Origin of the sequence: Collinsella sp. CLA-ER-H6 (genome assembly GCF_040092305.1) — a bacterium.
In the GTDB taxonomy this organism is placed as follows: domain Bacteria; phylum Actinomycetota; class Coriobacteriia; order Coriobacteriales; family Coriobacteriaceae; genus Collinsella.
The window spans coordinates 1-24,398 of sequence record NZ_JBBNLS010000015.1 but is presented as its reverse complement, the minus strand read 5'-3'; the positions used below and the strand labels follow the sequence as shown (position 1 = coordinate 24,398).

Annotated in this window: 14 protein-coding genes; 2 read left to right on the top strand and 12 right to left on the bottom strand. The window is 63.0% G+C overall.

Going from position 1 to position 24,398, the window contains the following annotated elements; all coding sequences use genetic code 11:
• Positions 1-55: 55 nt before the first annotated feature.
• From AAAX77_RS07435 to AAAX77_RS07385, 11 genes are all read right to left on the bottom strand, one after another.
• Positions 56-1,723 (bottom strand): formate--tetrahydrofolate ligase, encoded by a 1,668-nt coding sequence (locus AAAX77_RS07435; RefSeq protein WP_349105586.1) that lies wholly within the window; start codon positions 1,721-1,723, stop codon positions 56-58.
• Positions 1,724-1,867: 144 nt separating this feature from the next.
• The gene (gene ruvB, locus AAAX77_RS07430) at positions 1,868-2,935 is read right to left on the bottom strand and encodes a Holliday junction branch migration DNA helicase RuvB (protein WP_022095140.1); all 1,068 of its coding nucleotides are present in this window, start codon (positions 2,933-2,935) and stop codon (positions 1,868-1,870) included.
• The gene (gene ruvA, locus AAAX77_RS07425; protein ID WP_271736621.1) at positions 2,935-3,555 is read right to left on the bottom strand and encodes a Holliday junction branch migration protein RuvA; all 621 of its coding nucleotides are present in this window, start codon (positions 3,553-3,555) and stop codon (positions 2,935-2,937) included. The genes ruvB and ruvA overlap by 1 nt, the downstream gene beginning before the upstream one ends.
• Complete coding sequence (gene ruvC, locus AAAX77_RS07420) at positions 3,555-4,076, bottom strand: crossover junction endodeoxyribonuclease RuvC (protein ID WP_118405685.1); 522 nt, start codon at positions 4,074-4,076, stop codon at positions 3,555-3,557. Before ruvC ends, ruvA begins: the two co-directional genes overlap by 1 nt.
• Positions 4,077-4,370: 294 nt before the next feature.
• Positions 4,371-6,356, bottom strand: a complete 1,986-nt coding sequence (locus AAAX77_RS07415) for a hypothetical protein (protein ID WP_349105584.1) — start codon at positions 6,354-6,356, stop codon at positions 4,371-4,373.
• A 117-nt stretch (positions 6,357-6,473) separates the two neighbouring features.
• Complete coding sequence (locus AAAX77_RS07410) at positions 6,474-6,836, bottom strand: desulfoferrodoxin family protein (RefSeq protein ID WP_349105581.1); 363 nt, start codon at positions 6,834-6,836, stop codon at positions 6,474-6,476.
• A gap of 165 nt (positions 6,837-7,001) precedes the next feature.
• Positions 7,002-10,466 (bottom strand): SNF2-related protein, encoded by a 3,465-nt coding sequence (locus AAAX77_RS07405; RefSeq protein ID WP_349105580.1) that lies wholly within the window; start codon positions 10,464-10,466, stop codon positions 7,002-7,004.
• Positions 10,467-10,494: 28 nt separating this feature from the next.
• A complete protein-coding gene (gene dnaE / locus AAAX77_RS07400) occupies positions 10,495-14,298 on the bottom strand; it encodes a DNA polymerase III subunit alpha (RefSeq protein ID WP_349105578.1) in 3,804 nt (1,267 codons plus the stop codon).
• A gap of 175 nt (positions 14,299-14,473) precedes the next feature.
• The gene (locus AAAX77_RS07395; protein WP_349105575.1) at positions 14,474-18,100 is read right to left on the bottom strand and encodes a UvrD-helicase domain-containing protein; all 3,627 of its coding nucleotides are present in this window, start codon (positions 18,098-18,100) and stop codon (positions 14,474-14,476) included.
• Positions 18,101-18,103: 3 nt separating this feature from the next.
• Positions 18,104-21,202, bottom strand: coding sequence for a PD-(D/E)XK nuclease family protein (locus tag AAAX77_RS07390; RefSeq protein WP_349105573.1), 3,099 nt, complete (start codon positions 21,200-21,202; stop codon positions 18,104-18,106).
• A 187-nt stretch (positions 21,203-21,389) separates the two neighbouring features.
• Entirely contained in the window at positions 21,390-21,689 is a 300-nt protein-coding gene (locus AAAX77_RS07385) for a YerC/YecD family TrpR-related protein (protein ID WP_022094855.1), read from the bottom strand.
• 324 nt (positions 21,690-22,013) lie between these two features.
• Here AAAX77_RS07385 and AAAX77_RS07380 point away from each other — a divergent pair, with 324 nt between their 5' ends.
• Positions 22,014-22,379, top strand: coding sequence for a phage holin family protein (locus AAAX77_RS07380; protein WP_349105572.1), 366 nt, complete (start codon positions 22,014-22,016; stop codon positions 22,377-22,379).
• A gap of 141 nt (positions 22,380-22,520) precedes the next feature.
• On the opposite strand, the gene AAAX77_RS07375 is transcribed toward AAAX77_RS07380, so the two are convergent.
• Positions 22,521-22,949, bottom strand: a complete 429-nt coding sequence (locus AAAX77_RS07375) for an Rrf2 family transcriptional regulator (protein ID WP_349105571.1) — start codon at positions 22,947-22,949, stop codon at positions 22,521-22,523.
• A 253-nt stretch (positions 22,950-23,202) separates the two neighbouring features.
• Between AAAX77_RS07375 and cysK the strand changes: the two genes are divergently transcribed.
• Positions 23,203-24,141, top strand: coding sequence for a cysteine synthase A (gene cysK, locus AAAX77_RS07370; protein ID WP_349105570.1), 939 nt, complete (start codon positions 23,203-23,205; stop codon positions 24,139-24,141).
• Positions 24,142-24,398: the final 257 nt, after the last annotated feature.

The following is a 24,398-nucleotide window of genomic DNA, read 5'->3' as shown; positions in this document are numbered from 1 at the left end:
CCCCGCCGTGCCTTGTGAGCACGACGGGGCGGGCAAGCGGCTATGAGCAGCGGGCTTAGAACAGGCCGGTGATGTTGCCGTCGTTGTCGACGTCGATGTTTTCGGCCGCGGGCACCTTGGGCAGGCCGGGCATGGTCAGAACACTGCCGGTCAGCGCGACCACAAAGTGGGCGCCGGCAGAAACCTTGAGCTCACGCACGGTGATGCGGAAGTTCTCGGGAGCGCCCAGGGCCTTGGCGTTGTCGCTAAAGCTGTACTGCGTCTTGGCGACGCACACCGGCAGGTTGCCAAAGCCGTTCTCGCGCAGCTCGGCGAGCTGGCGCATGGCGGCCGGCGTAAAGTCAACGCCGTCGGCGCGGTAGACCTTGGTGGCAACGGCCTCGAGGGCATCAGCGACATCAGCGCCGTCCTCATAGGCAAACTTGAGCTCGCTCGGCTGCTCAATCAGACGCATGACCTCATCGGCCAGCTCGAGCGCGCCCTCGCCGCCCTTGGCCCAGACCTCGGAAAGCTTAACGTTGACGCCGAGCTTCTGGCACTCGGACTCGATGAGCGCAAGCTCGGCCTCGGTGTCCGTCGGGAATCGGTTGATGGCGACCACGCAGGGCAGACCATATACGTTCTGGATGTTGTCGACGTGACGCAGCAGGTTGGGCATACCAGCCTTGAGTGCCTCGAGGTTCTCCTCGTTGAGATCGGCCTTGGCGACGCCACCGTTGTACTTCAACGCGCGAGCGGTCGCGACGACCACGACGGCGCTGGGGCGAACGCCCGTCATGCGGCACTTGATGTCGAGGAACTTCTCGGCACCCAGATCGGCACCGAAGCCGGCCTCGGTAATGGCAACATCGCCAAAGCGCATCGCCATACGCGTGGCCATAATAGAGTTGCAGCCGTGGGCAATGTTGGCGAAGGGACCGCCGTGGACAAACGCGGGCGTGCCCTCGAGCGTTTGCACCAGGTTGGGCTTAAGCGCGTCCTTAAGCAACGCGGCCATGGCACCCTGGGCCTTGAGGTCGCGGGCACGGACGGGCTCGCCGGCAAAGCTATAGCCGACGACAATCTCACCCAAGCGTTCCTTGAGGTCGTTGATGCTCGTAGACAGGCACAGGATTGCCATGACCTCGGAGGCAACGGTGATGTCGAAGCCGTCCTCGCGCGGCACACCTTGGGCCTTACCGCCAATGCCATCGATAACATGGCGCAGCTGACGGTCGTTCATGTCGACGACGCGCTTCCAGGTGATGCGCTTAACGTCAATACCGAGCTGATTGCCCTGCTGAATATGGTTGTCGAGCATGGCGGCCAGCAGGTTGTTGGCAGCACCGATGGCATGGAAGTCGCCGGTAAAGTGCAGGTTGATGTCCTCCATGGGAATGACCTGGGCCCAACCGCCGCCAGCGGCACCGCCCTTGACGCCAAAGACGGGACCGAGCGAAGGCTCACGCAGGGCCACGGCGCTCTTGATACCGCGACGACGCAGGCCATCGGCCAGACCGATGGTCGTGGTGGTCTTGCCCTCGCCCGCGGGCGTTGGGTTGATAGCGGTCACGAGGACGAGCTTGGCCTGGTGATCAGTCGGCTCGTTGAGCAGTGAATAGTCGACCTTAGCCTTGTCGAAGCCGTACGGAATAAGGTGCTTAACGTCGACGCCGGCGTTCTTGGCCACCTCGGTAATAGGCAGCGGCGTGACAGAACGTGCGATTTCGATGTCAGTAGGCATGGGCGGTCCTTTCGTTACCGAATGAGAAAAAGACCAATTCAGCATAGCACGGGCGCGCAATAGTAAAACGCCCATAACCGATGAACGGCGATATGTTTACCCGATGCCCAGCGATAGTCCAACAGCCCGCCAAAACAAAACGCCCTAAACGGTAGGTTCAATCCCCAGGTGCTCAAAGGTGCGGAGGGTTGCCTGACGGCCCTGCGGCGTACGAATCATCAATCCGCACTGCAGCAAATAGGGCTCATAGACATCCTCGAGCGTGCCCGGGTCCTCGCCCACCGCGCTGGCAAGGGTCGTAAGTCCCACGGCACGACCGGAGAACGTCTTGGCAAGCGTCTCCAAGATACGAATATCCATCCAGTCCAGACCGAGCTCGTCGATCTCGAAGAACTCGAGCGCCTGACGGCAGATATCGAGCTCAATGGGACCGTTGCCGCGCACCTGTGCATAGTCGCGCACGCGCTTGAGCAGGCGGTTGGCAAGACGTGGCGTACCGCGCGAACGCGAGCCGATCTCGAGTGCACTGGGATGATCGATCGTCACGCCCAGGATAGTCGCCGAGCGCGTCACAATCTGCGCGAGCTCCTCGACCGTGTAGTAATCCAGGCGATATGAAATGCCAAAGCGGTCGCGCAACGGGCCGGTCAACATGCCTGAGCGGGTCGTTGCCGCCACCAGCGTAAACTTGGGGATATCCAGGCGAATCGATCGCGCCGCCGGACCCTTGCCAATCACGATATCGAGGGCAAAGTCCTCCATCGCGGGGTACAGGACCTCCTCGACCGAACGGTTGAGGCGGTGGATCTCGTCGATAAACAGCACATCGCCCGGCTGCAAGTTAGTAAGGATGGCCGCCAGGTCGCCCGTGCGCGCGATGGCAGGGCCACTCGTGGTCTTGATCTGAGCGCCCAGCTCGTTGGCGATAACGGTGGCCAGCGTGGTCTTGCCCAGGCCCGGAGGACCCGAGAAAATCACGTGGTCGAGCGTCTCGCCACGGCTCTGCGCCGCTTCGATCAACACGCGCAGGCTCTGCTTGATGTGCTCCTGGCCGCAGTAATCGTCCAGGCGCTGAGGGCGCAAAGTGCGGTCGACATCGAGATCCTCGGCCGTCAGCTCCGAGCCCACCATGCGCTCGCCGTGCGCCATGGATGCCGCCGGCGAGTTACCGGGCGTCGCCCACAAGTCCTGAGAGTCATCGGCTTCCCACATCACGCATCCATTCCGAGTCGCTTAAGCGCCGCGCCGAGCAGATCCTCGACACGCATATTCTGCCCATCATACCCGCTCAGGGCAACATCGGTCTCCTGCGGGCTAAAGCCCATGGAAAGGAGCGCCGCACGGGCATCATCGATCACCGAGGGAGCGGCAGCGGGCACGGGCATCGCAACCTGTCCGGGAATCACGTCGACCGGCACAAAGCCCTTATCCTTGGCAAAGGTGCTCTTGAGTTCCAGGATCAGGCGCTGAGCTGTCTTTTTGCCCACACCGGGTACCTTGGCCATGCCCTTGTCGTCCTCGGCCATCACCAGCGAATACAGCTGCCCCACGGTATAGGTGGAAAGCACGGCAAGCGCCAGGCGCGGGCCAACGCCCGAAACGGACACGAGCCGGTCGAACATCATGCGCTCATCCTTTGAGGAAAAACCGAAAAGTGTCATGGCGTCCTCGCGCACCTGCATACGCGTGTAGAGGCAGACCTCGCCACCGGGCGTCGGCAACGTGGCCGCAGTGCTGCCCGAGATGCCGAGCTCAAAGCCAACGCCCGACACATCGACGACAGCAGAGCTCATCGTGGCCTCGACAAGCGTTCCGTGGAGCTGGGAGATCATCAGTATCCGGTTCCTCTCTGTTGATAGAACTCACCACCGGTGAGGGCGCGGGTGCGGCTGAGGTTTACGTGGCAGATGGCGCAGGCCAGGGCATCGGCGGCATGGTCGGGATGCGGGTCGTGGTCGAGCTGTGTTAGAGTGCGTACCATGTAGGCGACCTGCCGCTTGTCCGCGGCGCCGGTGCCCACCACAGCCTGTTTGATCTGCATGGGCGTGTACTCGCCAATCTCGAGCGCGCATTCCGAAAGCGCTACGAGTGCAGCACCGCGGGCATGCGCCGTGGGGATGGCCGAACGAACGTTGGCGCCAAAGTAGATACTCTCGACAGCAGCCGTGTCGGGTCGATAACGCTCGACGACATCCTTAAGGTCACGGGCGATATGCGACAGGCGCACCGCGAGCGGACTTCCGGCACTGGTCTCGATGCAGCCATAGGCACGGCAGCGAACCTCGCCGCGCCGCTCCTCGATAATCCCCCAACCCGTATGGGCCAAACCGGGGTCGATGCCCAAGATAACCATGCCAACCTCCCCTCGCCACAAGCACAGCGCAAGACAAGGCCCCGCGCATCATTCACGAACGTCTGTTCTAGAATAACACAACAGCGACCGCATCTAGCAAGCAAGGTTGAACCATAGGTTGAGCATAAGTCAGCGAGCGAGTCCCTGCCGTGGCAAGGTGTCGCGAAAGAGGAGCGCCGCGTACTTTTGTACGCAAGCGACGGTTTGAGCGGCAGATTGCCCGGCAGGGGCTCGCGCAGCGTCGACTCGTTACGCGGTTTGGTGAAACCGCGTAACCTTGGCCCTATCCCCAGTTTAGTTCTGCGAGAAAAAGGGGAACTGCCTCGGATCAACCGGCGGATGCGGCATCGGGCCACCCTGGGGACTACCTTGCGAGCCGCCCTGACCGCCCATCATCTTATCGATGGCGTCCTGAACCTCGCCCTCGAACTTTTTCATTCCCTCGTGCAAACGACGCTGACCGTCCTCAGAGCGCAGCTCCTCCATTTGCTCGGGCGAAATACCCAGTAGCTCGCCCAGCACGCCCATCATCTCGTTTCGCACGCGCTCGCTCGTATCCTCGTCAGCAAAGCGGCGCACCTCGGCGCGCGCCAGCGAATCGACCGTCATACGCTCCTTGCCGTTAAGCCCCAGGTCGGACCACGCGAGCATATACGGCCAGGCACGCTCGGCAAACGAACGGGCCGAGACGATCGGCGCCATCGGCAACATGCGGCGGGCAGCCTCACCCTGTCGAACGAGCATCAGCAGCAGCGAGCAAGCCTCAGGCTTGCCAGCGGCCATCGGAATGTCGTCGAAAGATCGATTGCGGTCCACGTGCGCCTCGAGCGCGCCATCGACCTCACCCGGCTCAAGCCCGCCAAGCAGCTGTGCCGCGCGGTCGAGCATATCGACCGGACCGTCGAGCGTCGAGAGCGCCTGCGCCAGCACGCGCTCCATACAATCTTCCACCGCGTTGAGCGTCACGAGCTCTTGGGGCACCACGGCAGACGTGCGGTTGCGCACACGCGCCACAAACTCAAGCGTCGACAGGTACACATCGCCAAAGGGCGCAAAGTCGCCCTGGTAGCCGCCGCAAAGCGCCGGCGCCGCCAGCGCATACTCGGTTTTGGACAGCGGGCTCAGCGCCATCGCACCCAGCTCGAGCGCCGTGTCCTCCAGCATGAGGCCCAGCGTGCGCGAGCGCAGACGCTCGGCATCGCCCGCCGACACGTCGCGATCGAGCACACGCGCCGCATCCGGTGCATCGCGCTCGACAGTGCGAATGTGCAGACGCTCGGCAATGGCGCGGACGGCGGCACAGCGGGCAGCCTCGGCCTCTTCCTGCGCCGGCGTAAAGATACGGTTGCGCCCCAGCACCAGGCCAATCACATTGCGCGGGCCCAGAGCGTCGACGGCCAGCGCCGTCAGCAAAGACGACGGCAAGTCACCCTCGAGTGCCACCACAGCACGCGAAGCACCGTGGGCTCGGGCGTTGTCGCGCACGGCGAGCACCAGCGCCTGCCACAGCCACTCCTCGGAACGGAACTCGGGCAGTTCGTGATCTTCCAGGGCATCGAGCATCACGCCACGCTGAATCTCCTGAACCAGCAGGCTCTCCTCAAAACACGGTGCCTGGGCCACCACGCGACCGCAGTCGTCGAGCACAAACGAACCGCCGGTATACACCGACTCGTCATAGGCACCGACCGGCGCCATGCAGGCAAACCACACGCTGCGCTTGGATGCGATCTTGCGGTAGGTGCCGCTGCGAACGGCGGCAATGGCGGCAGTCTCGCGGTCGGTCATGTCAAACGCGTTGAATTGGAAATACGCAATGAGGTCAACACCGGTCGGCAGCATCTCGAGTTCGCGGTCCAAGTCAAAAATCACGGCGATGCGCACGCCGTCCACGTCGAACACCGGCGGCGCCCAACGTGTGTCGTTGTTCTCGCCACGCTGCAGGGCAATGCTCGAACGCGCCGGCACCACATGACCGTCCTTGAGCATCATGTAGTCGAGCAGCGGCTGGCCCTCAAACGAAACCGCCGCGGGCACGATGCAGATCATGTCAAGCTCCTGGATACGCTCGGCGACGCCAGTCAAGCCGGCAAGCATGTCGTGCTCAAAGTCGGCAGCGCCCACCAGGCCACCGGGCATGGCGCCCATAAAGAGCGGAGCCGGAACGCACAGCACGCGCGCCCCGCGCTCGTGGGCCAGACGAGCCTGGTCCTCAATGCGGCCGCAAATGCCCTCAATATCACCCAGGCGCATATCGATCTGTGCAAGCGCGAGCTTCATGGCCCAGCCCTTTCCGTCGTAAACCATCGAAATCGTAGTAAAAGCGCCGGCCGCATAATGCAGCCGGCGCTTGCATGTGCATATGCTAGCTATGATACCCCGAGCGGGGGCGCGCTCCTAGAATGTCGCGGACCACAGCCCGTGCAGGTTGCAGTAGGCATAGACGGTACCGGTCTTGGAGCCGCCCGCGAAAAACGTCGCGGGTTTCATGCCGGGCTCAAGGTAATGGACCTCTAAGCGGCCCTCGGCCTCAAGGGCGATCCACTCAATGTAGTGCTCGGGCAGGCTGGGGTGCTCGACCGAGCCAACGCGTGCGCGAATCACGTGACCGTCGCGCTCGGTCTCGACAACAGGCACGTGCTTCTCGTGCGCCGCGTCCTCAGTGTTTGCGGTCAGTTCCGTGCAACCGGCAGGGGTCGCAACGTCGTCGCTAAGGGCGGCGATGAGCTTGCCGTCGGGGTCCCTAAAGAATTTCGCCATGATGTTCTCCTTTGCTGATGTGCCAATGTTCTTGATGGTTCTTATGCCCAAAGGCAGACAAACCATCCACGGCATTGCAAATGAACACATAACGGATCAGGCAAGCGGTCGGGCCAAAATGCGTCGACCGTCCTGCCCGCTCCAGCAGTCCCACCCCGCGCGCGGCTAGCGCCCGTCGCCGCCGAGCAGCGCCAGAACATCCTCGCGCGTGAACAGTGCCGACGAGATGCCGTCGCCGCCGAGCACGCTGTTGACCAGGTCGCGCTTGGACTCCTGCATCTGCATAATGCGCTCCTCGATCGTGTCCTTGGCGATGAGCTTGTACACGGTCACGGTATGTTGCTGGCCAATACGATGCGCACGGTCAGTCGCTTGGTCCTGCGCCGCCACGTTCCACCACGGGTCGTAGTGGATGACCACGTCGGCCGCCGTCAGGTTAAGGCCCACGCCGCCCGCCTTGAGCGAGATCAAAAAGACCGGCACCTCGCCCGCCTGGAACTGTGCGACCATCTTGGCGCGGCTCTCCTTAGACGAAGCGCCTGTGAGCTTAAAGAAGGCGATGTCCTCCTTGGCCAAGCGCTTACCGATAATATCGAGCATACCCGTAAACTGGCTGAACAACAGGATGCGATGCCCGCCGTCGAGTGCGCCGTGCACGAGCTCCATGCACGTATCGAGTTTGGCGCTCCCTGCCTTGTAATCCTCGTAGTGTAGACGCGGGTCGCAGCAGATCTGGCGCAGCTTGGTGAGCTCGGCAAGCACCTTGAGCTTGTCTTTCTTAAACTCGGATGCCTCGCGGTGCTGCACCTGCTGGGCGATGCGGTCCTGATTTGCCAGGTAAAGCTTGCGCTGCTCGCCGGTAAGCTGCGCCATGACCGTATCCTCGATCTTTTCGGGCAGATCGGCCACCACGTCTTCCTTAACACGGCGCAGCACAAACGGCGACACGAGCGCTTGCAGGCGAGCGGCACTGTCGCCCTCGGCATGCTCGACCGGGCTTTCGAAGCGCTTGGCAAACGACTCGCGCGTGCCGAGCAGGCCCGGCATCAAAAAGTCGAAGATGCTCCAGAGCTCGGACAAGCGGTTTTCGATGGGCGTGCCCGTCAGGGCAAAGCGCACGCCGGCAGGCAAGCGCTTTGCGGCGCGCGCCACCTGGGTGAGCGGGTTTTTAATGTACTGGGCCTCATCGAGCACCACACGGGCAAAGTCCTGCTCGACGTACTCGTCGATATCGCGCCGCATAAGGTCATACGACGTCACGACCACGTTATGCTCGGCCACGCCGGCAATCTGTACGCGACGCTGCGCCTTGGCGCCCACGATGGCGCACACATCGAGCGACGGGGCAAAGCGCTCCAGCTCGGCGGTCCAGTTGTACACAAGCGACGCAGGGCACACCACAAGCGTGGGCTTAATGTCCCCCGCTTCCACGCGCGCCAGGATATGCGCGATCATCTGGAGCGTTTTGCCCAGGCCCATGTCGTCGGCCAAGATGCCGCCAAGGCCCAGGTGTTCGAGCGAGCCGAGCCACTGGTATCCGTCGACCTGGTAGCCGCGCATCGTTGCCTTGAGCGATGCCGGCACCGTAAAGTCCATCTTGCCGAGCGTGTCCAGACGCTCGACGGTACGGCGGAACGCAGCGTCGCGATCGGCCTCGAGCGCGGGCGTGCGCGCGAGCATGCTATCGACGAACAGGGTGCTCGACGCGGGAAGCGACACGCCGTCGAGCAGGTCAACAGCATCGACCCCCAGATCCTCGGCAAGGCCAAACGCGGCTCGGGCACCCTCGTCCAAACGAATGATGTCGCCGGACGTAAGGCGCGCAAACGTCTGGTGACGCTTGTAGGAGTCGAGGTAGATGGCAAGGTCTGACGCCGAAAGGCCGCTCGCGCCCAGTTCGACGTCGAGCAGATTGCTCTTGACGGTCGCACGAACCGAGAGCTTGGGCGCGGGTCGCACCGAAATCTGGCGCAGACGGTCGCTGAGCATGACCTCACCCAGCTCGGACAGGGCGGACAGGCCCTCGGTCAGCAGGCAGAACAAGCTCTCGTCATCGCGCTCCTCAAACGCCAGACCGCCCTCGTAGAAATCGAAGTACAGGGCCGCCGTGTCCATAACACGAAACTCTGCCACCTCGTCGCGGGGCGGCACGCCGGGGCGTTGCTCTTCGAAGGGGCTGCCCGGAGCGCCCAGGCTAAAGAGATCTGCCGACCAGTCGCCGTAGGCAACCGTAATTTTGCAGGTCACAAGCCCATCGTCGACGCCGATCGCCATAGCAAAGCTCGGCTCGGGCGCCACGGTATCGAGCGCGGCGGGCGCGGTAAGGTCGGTATAGTCGCGCAAAATGGGCAGCGCCATACGACAGAACTCCCCCACCTGGTCGACAGCGATATGGATCGGCGTGCGACAGGGCAGTAAGCGCGATAGGAACGGCGCCGCATGCTGGGCAAACGCTACATCGGCGCGGCGCGCACGGCGGGTGTCGACCAGATAGGCAACGTCGCCCGAAGCAAAGCAGTATGCATCGGCCGGCAGGCGTAGATCGTAGCTGCCACCAGCCGCCGGCGCGATTTTGGCGGCAAGGAGCGGTGGGCGCTCAGACAGCGCCTCGTCCTCCCCTTCCGGAGGCATCTCAACCGCCACGTCATAGGTGCGATGCGTCGTCGTCCCCCGCGACCAGGCGGGCTCAAAAGAGATGGTCTGGCCGCGCAACAGGTCCAGCACATATACGATGCTATGCTCGGACAGCGGCAACTGACGCTCGGCGACAAAACCGCTGCGGGCAAAGTCGTACGACGCCGAACGCGAGCTTGTGATGTCATCGAGATAGGCAACTGTCGTCACGACAAGGTTGAGCAGCTTTGTCGACACGTCTTCGAAGGCTTCGGGCGTATGGACAAACGTGAGCTTCTTGCCGTACGAGAAGGTGCCGCCGCGCACGTAGGCATCGGCCATGCCGTCGATGTCCTTGACCACGTAGGAGACCGATCCACAGCGAATGCGAAGCTCGAGCGCCCAGCTAAAGCGATCGGCAAACAGTGGATTGTAATACGGCACCAGCGAGGGCTCCAACACCGCCTTGGGGGCATCGGGATCCACACTGCCGGCGAGCTTGCGGCGCATGCTCGCCAGCTCATCCATGCGCGCGTCCGAAAGATCGGAGAGCGCCGCCATGAGGCTGGGACTCGTGGGGACGGGCGCCGGAAAGGGAAAGTTGGGATTGACGGCCGGCGCTTTGGGCGCGTTGCGCGCGGGCTGTTTCGGCTGCGCCGCAAACGTGCGGACCGGCGTGCGCAAACCTTCGACGGGCTCGGCGCCGCTGGCATCCAAATACGCCAGAGCCGTGGCAATAGCGTGCTTGCACATGCCGGGGTAGCGATAGGCAGCGGGGCAATCGCAGTCGTAGTCGATCACCTCGTGCTCGTCCATGTCGAGCGCCACGCGCGTCTTGTACAGGTCGCCACGCGAACCGCGCACCGAGCCCTCAACCGTCACGTTTTTGGAGAAGCGCGAGCCGCTGTCCTCGATCGACAGCACGGCGCCGTTGAGCATGAGCGAACGCCCCTTCATAAAGGTGCCACTCAGCGCCGCCTCTTTCCGGAGCGCCTGCACAAACGTCCCCTGCGCCATCACTTCCTCCAATCTCACCCGGGGTAGCTTAGATAACCGTCACGCGGCCTTGGTTGCCGACGATGGCCTTTGCCTCTGCCAGCAGCGGAATCGAGCGTGCATTGACCTTGGCCGGCACCTCGGCACGCAGCACGCGCCCGTCGACTTGCTCAATAAAGATCTCCACGCGGTCGCCGCCCGGGTTGGTGGTGAGCACCGTGGCCAGGCGCGCCATATTGCCCTGGCTAAATCGGCTGTTGGGCACCATGACCTCAAAGACCTTGGGCTTGTTTTTCTCCTCGCTAAGCTCCAGCGGCACAATCTCCTGCGCGATGATCTGGTCGCCGCGGTCCGAGCGCTCGAGCTTGCCCTTAATGCGCACAAACGCGTCGGACAGCTGCGCGCCGGTCTCGGGATCGACCTCGCCATACAGATACCCCTCGGCCTCCTTGTAGGTCTTGGGGAACACCACGACCGTGGCCTCGCCTTCCATGTCTTCGAGCTGCACGATGCCCATGGGGTCGCCGTTTTTGGTCACGCGCTTGGACACGCTCGAGACCATGCCGGCCCACCACAGCGCCTTGCCCTCGGGAATCTCCTGGTTGATGGTACCGCCCGTAGGATTCTGAACTTCGTAGCCAGTGTCGATCTGCGAGAACGAGAAGTCGCGTGCCTTGGCCAGCGCATACTCAAACGGGCGCAGCGGGTGGTCCGAGACATAGATGCCCAGAACCTCCTTCTCCTGGCTCAACTTAAGGTGGCGGTCCCACTCCTGGCCATCCGGATCGGGCACGCTCACCTCAAAGCCCGAGCCCTCAACATCACCAAACATGTCGAAGAACGACGTCTGGCCGCTCGCACGATCCTTCTGGCGCTTCACCGCGGCATCGATGATGTTCTCAGGGTTGTTCTTATCCACAAAGTGCATCATCTGGCGACGCGGATACCCCGTGGAGTCGAAGGCGCCTGCCTTGATGAGCGATTCGATCACACGGCGGTTGGCCTGGCTCGAGTCCACGCGCTCGACAAAGTCGTGCAGCGTCTTAAACGGACCGCCCGCCTCGCGCTCGGCGATAATCGCCTGCGCCACGCCGGTGCCCACGCCGCGGATGCCGGCCAGACCAAAGCGCACGCCCTCCTTGGTAGCCGTGAACTCAGTACCGGACTCGTTGACATCTGGCGACAGCACGGGGATGCCGTCGTGACGGCACGCCGAGACGTAGTGAACGATCTTGTCGGTCTTGCCCGTATAGGACGTCAGAACGGCCGCCATGTACTCGTGCGGATAGTGCGCCTTGAGCCACGCCGTCTGCATAACCAGGATGGCGTAGCCGGCGGAGTGCGACTTGTTAAAGGCGTAGGACGCGAACTCAAGAACATCGTCCCAAATCTTCTGGGCGACCTCGCGCGTGTAGTTGTTCTTGATAGCGCCATTCATCCAGTGGTCGTAGGTGGTCTCGTCCGAGCCATCCTCCCAGTGGAGCACCGTCGACGTGAGCAGCTTGATCTTTTTCTTAGCCACGGGCTTACGGATACGCGAGTCCGATTCGCCCTTGGAGAAGCCGCACATCTCGACGGAGATGAGCATAACCTGCTCCTGATAGACCATGGTGCCGTAGGTTTCGCCCAGGATGTCGTCCAGACGGTCGTCGTAGGAGACAGCCGGTTCCTTGCCGTGCATACGGTTGATATAGGACGAGACCATGCCGGCGCCCAGCGGTCCCGGGCGGTACAGAGCGATCAATGCCACGACGTGCTTGTACTCGGTGGGCTTCATGTTCTTGATCGTGGCCGTCATGCCGGCGGACTCGACCTGGAAGACGCCGGCGGTGTGGCCGGAGCCCATGAGCTTAAAGATCTCGGGGTCGTCAAAGGGAATCTCTTCCTCTTTGATGTCGATGCCGAAGTTCTTTTTGATGTTGGCCTTGGCCTTGGAGATAACCGTCAGCGTACGCAGACCCAGGAAGTCCATCTTGAGCAGGCCCATGTCGGCAACGGTATGGCCCTCGTACTGGGTAATCTCGACGCCGCCCTTGGTATCGAGCTTGGTGGGCACGTGCTCGTTGACGGGGTCGCGGCAAATCAGAACGGCGCACGCGTGCACGCCCTCGCCACGGGTAAGGCCCTCGATCGAGAGCGCCGTGTCGATGATGCGGCGGGCGTCGTCGTCCTTTTTATAGGCCTCGGCAAAGTCGGGGTTAAACAGATCCTCTTTGCCGGGTTGCTTTTCGAGCATCTGCTTGAGCTTGACCTTGGGGTCGCTCGAGACCATCTTGGACAGGCGCTGGCCCATGTAGACCGGGTAGTCCAGGACGCGCGCGGCGTCGTTGATGGCCTGCTTGGCCTTAATGGTCGAGTAGGTGATGACGTGGGTAACCTTCTCGGGGCCGTAGAGCTGGCGAACGTGCTCCACGACCTCGAGGCGCCGCTCATCGTCGAAGTCCATATCGATATCGGGCATCTCGGTACGCTGCGGGGACAGGAACCTCTCGAACATCAGGCCGTTCTCGAGCGGGTCGAACGCGGTGATGTTCATGGCGTAGGCGACGATAGCGCCGGCGGCCGAGCCACGGCCGGGGCCGACGCCGATGCCGTTGTCCTTGGCCCATTGCACGTACTCGGCAACGATCAAAAAGTAGGCGGCAAAGCCCTTGTCGCAGATGACCTTGTATTCGTACTCAAAGCGCTCTTTGATGTTGACGCCGCCGATCTCGCGCGTGGCCCAGTCGTCACCGTAGTGCTGGCGCAGGCCCTTCTCGCACTCGCGGCGGAACTGGCTCTCGTGCGTCTCGCCGGGATCGAGCAACGGGAAGCGCGGCAGGATGATAGAGTCCCAGTCCAGCTCAACGTAGCACTTGTCGGCGATCTCGAGCGTGTTGTCGCAGGCCTCGGGGCAATACGGGAACATCGCCCGCATCTCCTCCTCGGTCTTCATGTAAAACTCCGAGCCGGTCATGCGCATGCGGTTAGGGTCGTCGACCTTGGCGTTCATGCCAATGCACATGATGACGTCCTGCACGGGCGCGTCCTCGCGGCGCAGGTAGTGGAAGTCGTTGGTGGCGATGACCTTGACGCCCACCTGCTTTGCAATGTCGATGAGCGTGCGGTCCATCTGCTCGTCGGTCAGGCCGTTGTCGGTGGTGATGCCGTGTTCCTGGATCTCGATGTAGAAGTCGCCGGGCTCGAAGGTGTCACGGAAGGTCTCGGCCCACTTGATGGCGCCCTCCATGTCACCGCGGTCGATGTACTTGGGGATGATGCCCGCGATGCAGGCGCTCGTGCAGATCATGCCCTTGGCGTGGCGGCGCAGGTTGTCGAGCGTCACGCGCGGCTTGTAGTAAAAGCCCTGCACGGCGGCCTCGGAAACCGTCTGCATCAGGTTGACGTAGCCCTCCTGGTCCTTGGCCAGAAGGATCATGTGGTAGAGCTCGGGCTTGTGGTCGCGAGCAAGGGTCTCGTCCGGCGTAAAGTAGACCTCGCAGCCAAAGATGGGCTTGATGACCAGGGGCGGCTTGAGCTCGTCGATGTTGCCCTTCTCGTCCCACATGGCCATGTCCTTCACATACTGGGCATGCTCGCGCGGGTTTTCCTCGGGATCGGGCTCCACCAGCTCGTCGCGGCGGTCCTTTTCCAGGAAGGCCTTGTCGTGGCTCCAGGTTTTGTACTCGGGCGTGTTGTGGTTGACGGCGTCGCAGGCCAGCGCCAGGTCGGGCACGCCATACATGTAGCCGTGGTCGGTAATGGCCACGGCGGGCATGCCCAGCTCAACGGCACGGTTGACCATATCCTGGATACGGGTTGCGCCGTCGAGCATGGAAAAGACAGTGTGGTTGTGCAGATGGACGAATGCCATGTGATGAGCTCCGATGCGGGTTCGTGTTCTGACTGAACGATTTTACCCCACGGCACGGACAGCACCCGAACCTAGCCAAACCCACACGGCTCCTCTTGAGTTGCGGTGAAATAGTTCCCGCTTGGGCCATCTGGGCCGCAATACAGGAACTATTCCACCGCAAGCTATCTGAGGGCTAGAGATTGTAGGTGACTACTTGGGGCTCGGCGGGATTGACGAAGAGAGTCGGATCGGCCTGCTCCACGCGAACGAACTTGACGGTCACAGCCTCAAAGCCCGCCCTGCGCAGAACGTCGGCGTAGACGCGCGCCTGCAGGGCGTGCTTCTCCTGCAGCTGTTCCGGCGTCTCGTCCGGCGCGCCGCCCGTCTTGTAGTCGATGACCAGCGCACATGACGAATCCGCCGGGTTCGTCGCCAAAGCGTCGATGGCGCCCTCGGCATAAGCACCGTAGCGAGCGATGTCCTCGTCCTCGCAGCCCAGTGAAAAGAACGGCACCTCGGCGCGAACGCACGGCCACGCGAGCAAGTCGGCACGAACAGCCGACTTGAGCCAGCGGTCCAGGGCAACGTCGAAGCGCTCACGCTGCTCCGGCGTCAGGCACCACAGGCGCGCCAGCGCATCGGCACGCTCAGCGGGCAGCGCATCGGCACCCATCTCGATCAGCCACTGGCAGGCGGCATGGAACGCCGAGCCCAGCGCCATGGGGTTGCCGGCGGGCTCAACGGCAGCCACGTCTGCATCCGTCATCTCCGAGCCATCCGACTCCGCATCATCGCCGGCCTCGTCCATGGGCACGTGTGCCTCGGCGGCACGATCTTCCGTCTCGGCATGGAGCGCCGCGGCGATTGACGAGTAGCTATACGAATCACGCATCGGATACGGACAGATGCCCATGCGCACGCCCACTGCCTGGGAATACACAAGCTCAAACGAATCGGGCTTGGGGTCGGCAGGACCGGGGACGGTTGAGCGCGCAGCATTATCGGCGGCATCGGCATCGCCACGAACAAGCCTGCCCTCGGCATCCAGCGAAGCGTTGGCCTCAAACGCCTGCTCGCCAAAGGTAAAGTCCGAAAGCGAAATGAGCTCGTAGTCGCCCGGCTGGGAGTTGTCGAACACCAGGCGGTCGGCATCGAGCTGCGGCATGTCCAGAGCGTCGGTCGGCAAAATACGGCGCAGCACGTCGTAGGTCAGATCGGTCTCGACATCGAAGGTCGGCGCCGTCACCTTGCCACGGCTCACGCCAGCATCCATCGCCAAGATCACCAGCTCGCGCGCACGCGTCATGGCAACGTAGAGCAAGCGGGCCCGCTCCTCGAGCGAAAGCCGCAGGTCGTCGTTGCGCAGGCGGGCAAATGCCTCGGCGGGAGAGCCCGTCGCACAGACGTCCTCCATGAGCTCCGGCGGCAGCCACAGCGACGTGCCCTTGCCCTTAAACGCATGCTCAAACTGCTTTTTGACGTCGTCGCCCTTCACAAAGGTACCGTCGGCGAGCTTAACGCCGTCGAAACGTGCCGGCAGTGCCACGACCTGTGCTCCGCCCTCGACGCGACCCATCTGTGCCGCACCCGAGGACTTACGCACGCCAAAGCACTCGGCGACCGCCACGACCGGATATTCCAGACCCTTGGAGGCATGCACCGTCATGATGCGCACCGCGCCGTCGCCCTCCTCGTTGAGGGCACCCGGGGCTTCCTTGCCCGCCAAGAAGCGGTCGAAGGCCAGCACGATGGAACGCGGCGAGTTGCCGAACTCGGCCTCCGCCTCGGCCACGGCATCGAGCGCCTTGAGCACGTTGGCGGCAATGGCCTTGCCCTCGGGACCACGCTGTGCCAGACGTACAAACCAGCCGGAGGCGTTGACCACGTCGCGCGCGATGGCGGCGAACGAATCGCGGCCCACGCGACGAAGCGCATACCGCAGCACCTCGCGGGCGCGCGTCACCAGCGGCAAGTCTTGCAAACCCGGCACATCGGAATCGCTCATGATGCCCGCATCGATGTTGCGGCGCGACGTCTCGCCCGTCTGCTCGTCGAGTTTGGTCGCCAGCGCCAGGAACTCCTGGGCGCCGAGTGCAAACATCGGCGAGGCGAGCAGCGGCATAAGGCCCTGCGCCGTATCGGCCGGATTGGCGAGCGCACAAACCAGGGCGCGCACCGTCTGCACCTCGGCTGCTTGGGCAAAGACCGAGCCGCCCGCGATGACGCAGTCGAGCCCCTGGTCGCGGAAGGCCTGGGCGTAGACGTCGGCGTTGGTCATGCGGCCCAGCAGCAGCACCATGCCGCCCTGGGGCTGGCCGGCATCGGCAAGCGCGCGGAATCGCTCGGCGATCGCACGGGCCTTGGCCTGTGTGCGTTCCTGCGTACTGCCGCCGGCAACAAAGAGGGCCTGGCGACGCGAGGCGTCTGCCACCAGCGTGTCCTTGCGGCCGTCGCTCGCCTCAAGATCCAAAAAGCCCTGCATCAGGCCGCCGTCATCGCCGTCGAAGACGCGTGCCACGTAACGCAGTACCTCGTCGTGGCTGCGGAAGTTGCGCACGAGTTTGACGAGTTCGCCGGCAGGGGCGTCGACCACGGCAGTCGCCTCGGGCGCGGCAGACGAGCCCACCTTGCGCTCCTGACGACGGAACACCTCGACCTCGGCGCCACGGAAGCGATAGATGGACTGCTGCGCATCGCCCACGGTGCACAGCGCGCGCTCCCCCGCACCCGTCAGGTAACGGATCAGATCGACCTGCATCTGGTCGGTATCCTGAAACTCATCGATCATGACCATCTTAAAGCGGCCCTCGTACGCAGCACGGATGGCAGGGTAATCGCGCAGGGCCTCGTAAGCCATACGCAGCAGGTCGTTATTATCGAGGGCGGACTGGGCAGCCTTCAGCGCGCGATACTCGGCCTCCACGGAACGGGCCAGGCCCACCAACGCATCGAGCGCCGGGCCACCACAGGCAAGCACGATATTGATAAACGCATCGGCGGCCTCGGCCTTGAGCAGCTCGACCTGCTCCTTGGGGAACGCCTTGCTCGCGCGCGGCATGGTGCACGACATCATGAGTCGCGCCGCATCGACCATGGTCTTGTCGCTCGCCTCGAACGCGTCGATGGCATCGAGCGCCGCCTGCGCCTTCTCGGTCGAGGACTTGCTTGCGCCCAGCGCCGCGCGATAGGCATCGGCGAGCGCCGAGGTATCGGCCTGGCCGCGCGCCACGCGCACGTCGTCCATACCGCCCGGCAACTGGCTCGACAGCTCCAGCAGGTCGCGCACCAGGCCCTTGATGGTCGTGCCGGTGCCAAAGGAACCGCCCTCGCCCGCCATGGGATACCAGGCATAGAGGGCCTTGAGCGATGCCGCGAGCTCGGGGGCGGCATCGGGTGCCGTCGCGCGGGCCAGCACGTGCTCAACAGCCTGGTCCATAAGCTCGTCGGTATCGGTGAGCACCGTGAACTCGGGGTCGATGCCCAGCTCCAGCGCATGCGCGCGCAGGATACGCGAGCACATGCCGTGAATGGTCGAGATCCACGCGTCGTCGACGGTCAGTGCTTCCTCGTCCATGCCCTCGTCGATAAGCGCACGGCGCACGCGGTCACGGATCTCGGCCGCGGCATCTTTGGTAAAGGTAATGGCGAGCACCTGGTCAAGATGTTCAACGAACGGACCGGATTCAGGCGAGAGCGCGTAGACGATGCGACGCGTGAGGGTAAAGGTCTTGCCCGAACCGGCGCCCGCCGAGACAAACAGCGGACGGTCGAGCGTTTTGACAATCTGCAGCTGTTGCGGCATCAAAGTCGAAAGATCCATGGTCTACACGTCCCTCCTTACAAACGTTCCTTCGTGGTTATACGAGCAGCGCGCATGCGCGGCCTGAGCCGACGTCGGGTCGACGGCGGCAACGTTGCCTGCCTCGAGCTCGCGCAGGCGCTCGGCGATGCCGGCCTCAACGCGATCGAGCAGGGCGTCGAAGTCCATGCTGCCACCCTCGCCGGGGAAACCTTTCTTAAGGCCCGGGATGCGACCGTCGCCGCGCTCTTCCTCGAGCAGCTCGGCGCTCGCGGCACCGCGCAATGCCGGCTTGCCGCCCTTGGTCGAAAAGTAGAGCGCCGCGCGGGTGTCCAAATCCAGCGCCCGGCGCATGGCCTGGGCGTAGATGAGCGTTTGGGTATGTGGTGGCAACCAGCGCGGATCGTCGATGGGCGCCGTGCCCGATTCCTCGTCGCGCACCGTGGGGTCGGCGAGCTTAAACTCCTCAACGCCCGTGCGATGCTTGTAGTCGATCACCACGGCACGATTCTCGGCGTCCACGTCCACGCGGTCGATGCGCCCGCCAAGCGGCCAACCGGCATACTCGACCTTGAGCTCGTTGAAGGCGAACTCCAGGTAGCGCGGGGCAAAGGGGGCAAGTGCCTCGGACTCGTAGGCAAGCACACCCTCCAGCTGCGGCAAGATCTCGGCCACCTGGCGTTCCTCCACCGCAGAGAGCGGCACCAGCGGGCCCTCCGTGCCGCGCTTGCCGGCGTGCTCGGCCAACGTCTCGTCAAAGACCTCGTGCAGCAGCTCCTGTGCGCGCGGCAGATTCTCGGGCGTCACGCGCTCCATGCCCTCTTGGGGCAGACGGGCATGCAGATGCTCCAGCACGTCGTGGACAAAGTTGCCCTTTTCCATGTTGCCAAAGCCCGCGTCGATCGACTGGGGCTTCACGCGGTACGAGACGAACCAGCATAGCGGGCAGGTCGAATAGGCCTCGATCTGCGAGGCGGACGTCAGACGCGGCACGAGCGGCGCGTCCTCACCCTCGCCATCGCGACGGCGCAGGACCAAATACGGCACGGCCTCGGCACTCAGATGCTGAGGGGCTTCACAGGTCACGCGCTCGCGCTTGAGGCCTTCACCTGCCGCGGGATCAAAGTCGGCGATGATATCGCCCTCGCCCACGCGCATGGGCTTGGCAGCGCCAGCGGCCTCGGCATGTGCCCACAGCTCGGTCCATACGGCTGCCGGGTAGCACTCGCGTGCCTGGCGATCGTGCGTCACACGGGCGAGCGCGACCGGACCGCTCGCCGCCTGCATCGCACGGCCAAAGCGCACGCGCAGCAGGGCAGCGGGCTCCAAAGACACGCCGTCGCGGCGCAGCTCGGCTGTCAACGTGGCAAGCGGGCCCTCTTCGTGCGAAAGCGGATAGCTGTCCAGGTCGACATCGGCAAACAGCACGGCATCGTAGCTGCCAGGGCGAAGAACCGACTCATCGGCAAGCGACGCGAAGCGCACTTGTGCTCGTGGTGTGCGATCGACCTCATAGGTCTCGTAATCGTAGGCGGTACTGCGCTTGTCCACCTTGGTTCGAACGCCGTCGAGAACCGGCACGGTCGCGGCCTGCGACACGTCGAGCGCGCGAGCATCGTTCATAAGGATGTCGATGGCATGGCGCAGCAAAGCCGTCTCTGCCTGGCGACGGGCCTGGCCGTCAAGGCCGCCTAGAGCGCGATCGGGCAGCGCCTCGGCAACGGCGAGCATGGCCTTGAGCGCCGTCACGGGTTTGTCGCGCCACAGCGCCTGAAACACGTCCGAGACCACGCACGGCACATTCTTAAACCAGTTATCGTCGCTGGCGGCCTTGCGGGCACCCCTCACCTGGCCCTGCACGCTCTGCAGCAGGCTCTTGACGCCCGCAGCGGTCTTGCTGCGCGACAGGCGCATGTTCTTGTCGAAGCCGCGGGCGCTCGCGGCGTCGGCACCCGAAAGCGGACTATAAATCCAGTCGGCAAGCTCTGGAGCGGGCCACCACTCGGTCTTGGAAGCGGTGCCCTCGTCGGCGGCTTTCATACGCTCGATCAGGTTGGCGAGCGCCGTAAACTGCCTGCCCGCGACGGACTGGGAAAACGCCGTGAACTCAGTCGTCTCGGCCGCAATGTGACGCGCCGCCAGACGGGCAGCGAGTTCGCCGAACAGCTGGGGCGCCCGGGCGGAAACTACGAGCACGCGCGCGGGGTCGGCGTTCGTCGCGGCGCCGTCGCGTGACACAGACTCCTCACATGCCGCGACCAGGTTCTCAAGAGCATCCACATAAGCGCGGGCGCGGGCATGGGGGCCGGCCACCTCTATAAAAATAGGCTGGGCAGCAGGCGCAGAAGCGGTCTCGGACGCGCCGGCGTCCTCTCCCAACGGGGCGACCTCAAACAGCACACCGCGGGCATCAAAAGCTGCGGCCAAGTCTTCGCGCATCGCCGCCTGCTCGCGGGCAAGCAGCACGACGACCTCTCCCCCATTGTTCGCCACGGCCGACAACAGCTCGAGCAGGCTATGCGTAAACGACGTGACACCACGCACGCAGACGGCGCGGGCGCACCCCGGCAGGTTGTTCGCCAGGGCTTCTGCCATCATATCGGCGGCTTCGCAGGGCTCGACCATGTCTCGACGGTCCAAGCCGCTCGCATAGGCGCGCAACAGCTCGAACACACGGGCCTCGGCGTCGCTTTTGGGCTCGGGCTGAGCGGCGGCATCGCGACAGCGTTCGTCGCCCGTCCCCGCCACGCCTGGCAACACGCCGCGGGCCATGCGAGCAAGCATGCGTACCGTGCCTTGGCTGCGCGAGAGCGGCTGCAGAGCAGCGTCGTCGCGGCGGTCGACCATGTCCGAGAACAGCATCTGGCGCTGAAGGTTATCCACAAAGCTGCGGCCATCGCCCATAAGCTCCCACAGCGAGCGGAGCCACGATGTGGGCGTCTTGTAATCGATACCCAGTGAAACCCCGGCTTCTGCCGCATCATGACGGCACAGGTCGAGCTCGGCAAATGTTGGCGCCAGCAACACGGCGCGCCCGTGGCGGGCAACCAGGTCGGCCAGCAGCGCCGCCTCGGCATCGCTCAAATCCGTGCCGGCATTGGTGGTATAGATTCGAACAGGCATGGTCCTCCACTCAAACTGTTCGCAATATTCAACGCATCTATCCTACCCGCCCGCGCGGACAACCTGACCCCAATGCACCAGATCCCCTCGATGATCCGTTTTCCTCCGTCCCCAAGGGATCAATTATCGACACACAAAAACCGCCCCCGAAGGGGCGGCTCCAGCTGATCCGTTTGTTGCCGTTGACCTACTCGCCATCCTCCAGCTTGATGAGGATCTTGCGATAGCCACCGTACTCGCCGTTGAGCGCCTTGGAAACACGGCTCACCGTGGTGGACGAAGCGCCCGTGCGGGCCTGAACCTCAACATAGGGCTCGCCCTCATCCAGATAACGCGCGACCTGCAAGCGCTGCGAAAGATCGCAAATCTCGCGCGGTGTGCAGATATCGGTTAAAAACGCCTGGATATCCTTCTCGTCATCCAAAAGACTAAATGCGTGGACTAGCTGCTTGACATCAGGCTTGTCAAACATGTTCTCGATGTTCATCGATCACCGCCAAACCCGCCAAAAGGCATCGAAGTTGATACTGACATCGGGCATCGTTCACCCGTAATATGCAATAAAACTATGCATGGGCCATTTGCCCGTAGCAGTGTAGCACACCACCAAACTAAAGCGACAAGACTCTCTGCCAGCGGCACGTTTTTTAGGACGAACGCCGTTTTGAAACCGAATGCGCACGTAAGCTCCACGAATATCTGAGACAATGGGCGGCCGAACAAGGCGGCATACCCGCGCGGCCGTCCAAGCTGCCGCAGCAAGCCGCTTCGCGCGATGTCAATACATCCTGCGCAAGAAAGGATTCACACCATGCGCTTTATGCTTAACTGGCTCTTTACCTCGATCGCCATCGCGATTGCCACGTTCCTCGTTCCCGGCATCCAGCCCTTCGGTTTTGCCGAGGCCTGGGTCTGTTTCGCCTTCGTGGGACTGTTCCTGAACATCGTCGATTCGTTCGCCAAGCCGTTCCTGACGGTCATCTCGCTGCCGCTCACGATCATTACGCTGGGCATTTTCCAGCTTGTCGTCAACAGCTTTATGCTTGAGCTCGCGAGCTACCTGTCGGTCAACCTGCTGGGCGTCGGCATCTCCATCGCAGGCTTTGGCTCGGCCTTTATGGGTAGCATCCTGGTATCCATCATGCGTAGCATTCTCGACAGCATCGCCAAGGACTAAAACGGCCATTCCGGCCGTGCCCGTCTCAACAGCCCAAAACGAAGGCCACCCATCGCAAAAATGGGCGGCCTTCTTATTTGTCAAGTCTTAAAGGGCGAGAGCATCTACCATTTCTGCCCCGTCCCCACATGACAGGTGGGATTAGATGACGTAGTCGTAGCCACGGTTGGGAGCGATAAGTTGATCGAGCGTCACACCGTCGAGGTAGTCGTTGATGAGCTTGTCCAGGTTCTTCCACACGTCGAGCGTGGGGCACTCATCCGAACGCGAACAGCCCTTGCAGTCGCCATCCAGGCAGGCGACAGGCGCCAGACTGCCCTCGGTCAGGCGTAAGATCTCGCCCACCGTGTACTGCTCGGGCGGGCGCGTGAGCACGTAGCCGCCGCCCTTGCCACGCATGCCCGAAAGCATGTTGGCGCGCACGAGCGTAGCCAAGATGTTCTCGAGATATTTCTCGGAAATCCCCTGTCGCGCCGCGATCTCTTTGAGCGGGATGCGACCGGCCGCCTGGTGCTCGGCCAGATCGACCATAACGCGCAGGGCATATCTGCCCTTAGTAGAAACCAACATGTATCGTGCTGCCTTTCGGTCATTTAGTCCGTAGAAATTCTAGCCGAAAAATTGGTTTTGAAAATACCCGTTCCGGTCAAGATGGTTAATCAGCTCGTAATAATCTTCTATTTCCTATTGCATTACTAGGCTTTAGTGTCTAGTATGCTTCCCAACAGCTAAACGAACAACCTATAAGGTTTATGGGTTTAGCTGCTACACGCACCGTGAAACCACACGGCAACCAGCAACTTGAACACTTTGGAGGTTCCCCATGAGCAAGGTTTACACATCCATCGATCAGCTTATCGGCCACACCCCGCTTCTGGAGCTCACCCACTTTGAGGCCGACGAGGACCTCAAGGCTCGTGTGCTCGTCAAACTCGAATACTTCAACCCCGCCGGGTCAGTTAAAGACCGCGTCGCCAAGAACATGATTGACGAGGCCGAGAAGGCCGGCAAGCTCGTGCGCGGCGGCGACTACACCATCATCGAGCCCACGAGCGGCAACACCGGCGTCGGCATCGCCTCGGTGGCAGCGGCCCGCGGCTACAAGGTGATCATCACCATGCCCGAGACCATGTCCGTCGAGCGCCGCAAGCTTATGCAGGCATACGGCGCACAGCTCGTGCTCACCGACGGCTCCAAAGGCATGAAGGGCGCTATCGCCAAGGCCGAGGAGCTGCAGAAGGAGACCCCCAACAGCATACTCGCCGGCCAGTTTGTGAACCCCGCCAACCCCGCCATCCACAAAGCCACGACCGGCCCCGAGATCTGGGATGACACCGACGGCAAGGTCGACATCTTCGTCGCCGGCGTTGGCACCGGCGGCACCGTGACCGGCGTGGGCGAGTTCCTCAAGGAGCAGAACCCCCAGATTCAGGTTGTCGCCGTCGAGCCCGCCACCTCCCCGGTGCTCTCTAAGGGCCAGGCCGGCCCGCACAAGATCCAGGGCATCGGCGCTGGCTTTGTGCCCGACGTCCTCGATACCCAGGTCTATGACGAGATCATCCCCGTCGAGAACGACGACGCCTTTGCCACCGGCCGCGCCGTGGGCCACAAGGAGGGCGTGCTCGTGGGCATTTCGTCCGGCGCCGCCGTGTGGGCCGCACTGCAGCTGGCCAAGCGCCCCGAGAACGAGGGCAAGACCATCGTGGCGCTGCTCGCCGACACCGGTGAGCGCTACCTGTCCACGGCGCTCTTCCAGGACTAGAGCTCTCGTTCTTAGAACGAGTCCAAGGCGCGCCGGCCTCCCCTCCCTTCTGGCAGGGTTGATTTCCGATCTCAGCCGAACACTTTGAGCGGATAGGCCGTTCCCGCAGTTAGCTGAACGCCCCCGCGGCCCCTCCTGGGGTCCGGGGGCGCCGTTTTCCCAGTTGAAGGAACGGTGGAGATGTGTTTCGATAGGTCCGGTGGCCATGCTCCGCCCGCCGCCCGGCACCTCTTCCCAGACTCAGCCGGACGGTCGGT

What these genes read in the sequence shown, in the direction of transcription:
- AAAX77_RS07435 (WP_349105586.1), bottom strand. Translation starts at nt 1,723, where the DNA reads ATGCCTACTGACATCGAAATCGCACGTTCTGTCACGCCGCTGCCTATT.
- AAAX77_RS07385 (WP_022094855.1), bottom strand. Translation starts at nt 21,689, where the DNA reads ATGAACATCGAGAACATGTTTGACAAGCCTGATGTCAAGCAGCTAGTC.
- AAAX77_RS07380 (WP_349105572.1), top strand. Translation starts at nt 22,014, where the DNA reads ATGCGCTTTATGCTTAACTGGCTCTTTACCTCGATCGCCATCGCGATT.
- dnaE (WP_349105578.1), bottom strand. Translation starts at nt 14,298, where the DNA reads ATGGCATTCGTCCATCTGCACAACCACACTGTCTTTTCCATGCTCGAC.
- ruvC (WP_118405685.1), bottom strand. Translation starts at nt 4,076, where the DNA reads ATGGTTATCTTGGGCATCGACCCCGGTTTGGCCCATACGGGTTGGGGG.
- AAAX77_RS07405 (WP_349105580.1), bottom strand. Translation starts at nt 10,466, where the DNA reads ATGGCGCAGGGGACGTTTGTGCAGGCGCTCCGGAAAGAGGCGGCGCTG.
- cysK (WP_349105570.1), top strand. Translation starts at nt 23,203, where the DNA reads ATGAGCAAGGTTTACACATCCATCGATCAGCTTATCGGCCACACCCCG.
- AAAX77_RS07410 (WP_349105581.1), bottom strand. Translation starts at nt 6,836, where the DNA reads ATGGCGAAATTCTTTAGGGACCCCGACGGCAAGCTCATCGCCGCCCTT.
- AAAX77_RS07375 (WP_349105571.1), bottom strand. Translation starts at nt 22,949, where the DNA reads ATGTTGGTTTCTACTAAGGGCAGATATGCCCTGCGCGTTATGGTCGAT.
- AAAX77_RS07395 (WP_349105575.1), bottom strand. Translation starts at nt 18,100, where the DNA reads ATGGATCTTTCGACTTTGATGCCGCAACAGCTGCAGATTGTCAAAACG.
- ruvB (WP_022095140.1), bottom strand. Translation starts at nt 2,935, where the DNA reads ATGTGGGAAGCCGATGACTCTCAGGACTTGTGGGCGACGCCCGGTAAC.
- ruvA (WP_271736621.1), bottom strand. Translation starts at nt 3,555, where the DNA reads ATGATCTCCCAGCTCCACGGAACGCTTGTCGAGGCCACGATGAGCTCT.
- AAAX77_RS07415 (WP_349105584.1), bottom strand. Translation starts at nt 6,356, where the DNA reads ATGAAGCTCGCGCTTGCACAGATCGATATGCGCCTGGGTGATATTGAG.
- AAAX77_RS07390 (WP_349105573.1), bottom strand. Translation starts at nt 21,202, where the DNA reads ATGCCTGTTCGAATCTATACCACCAATGCCGGCACGGATTTGAGCGAT.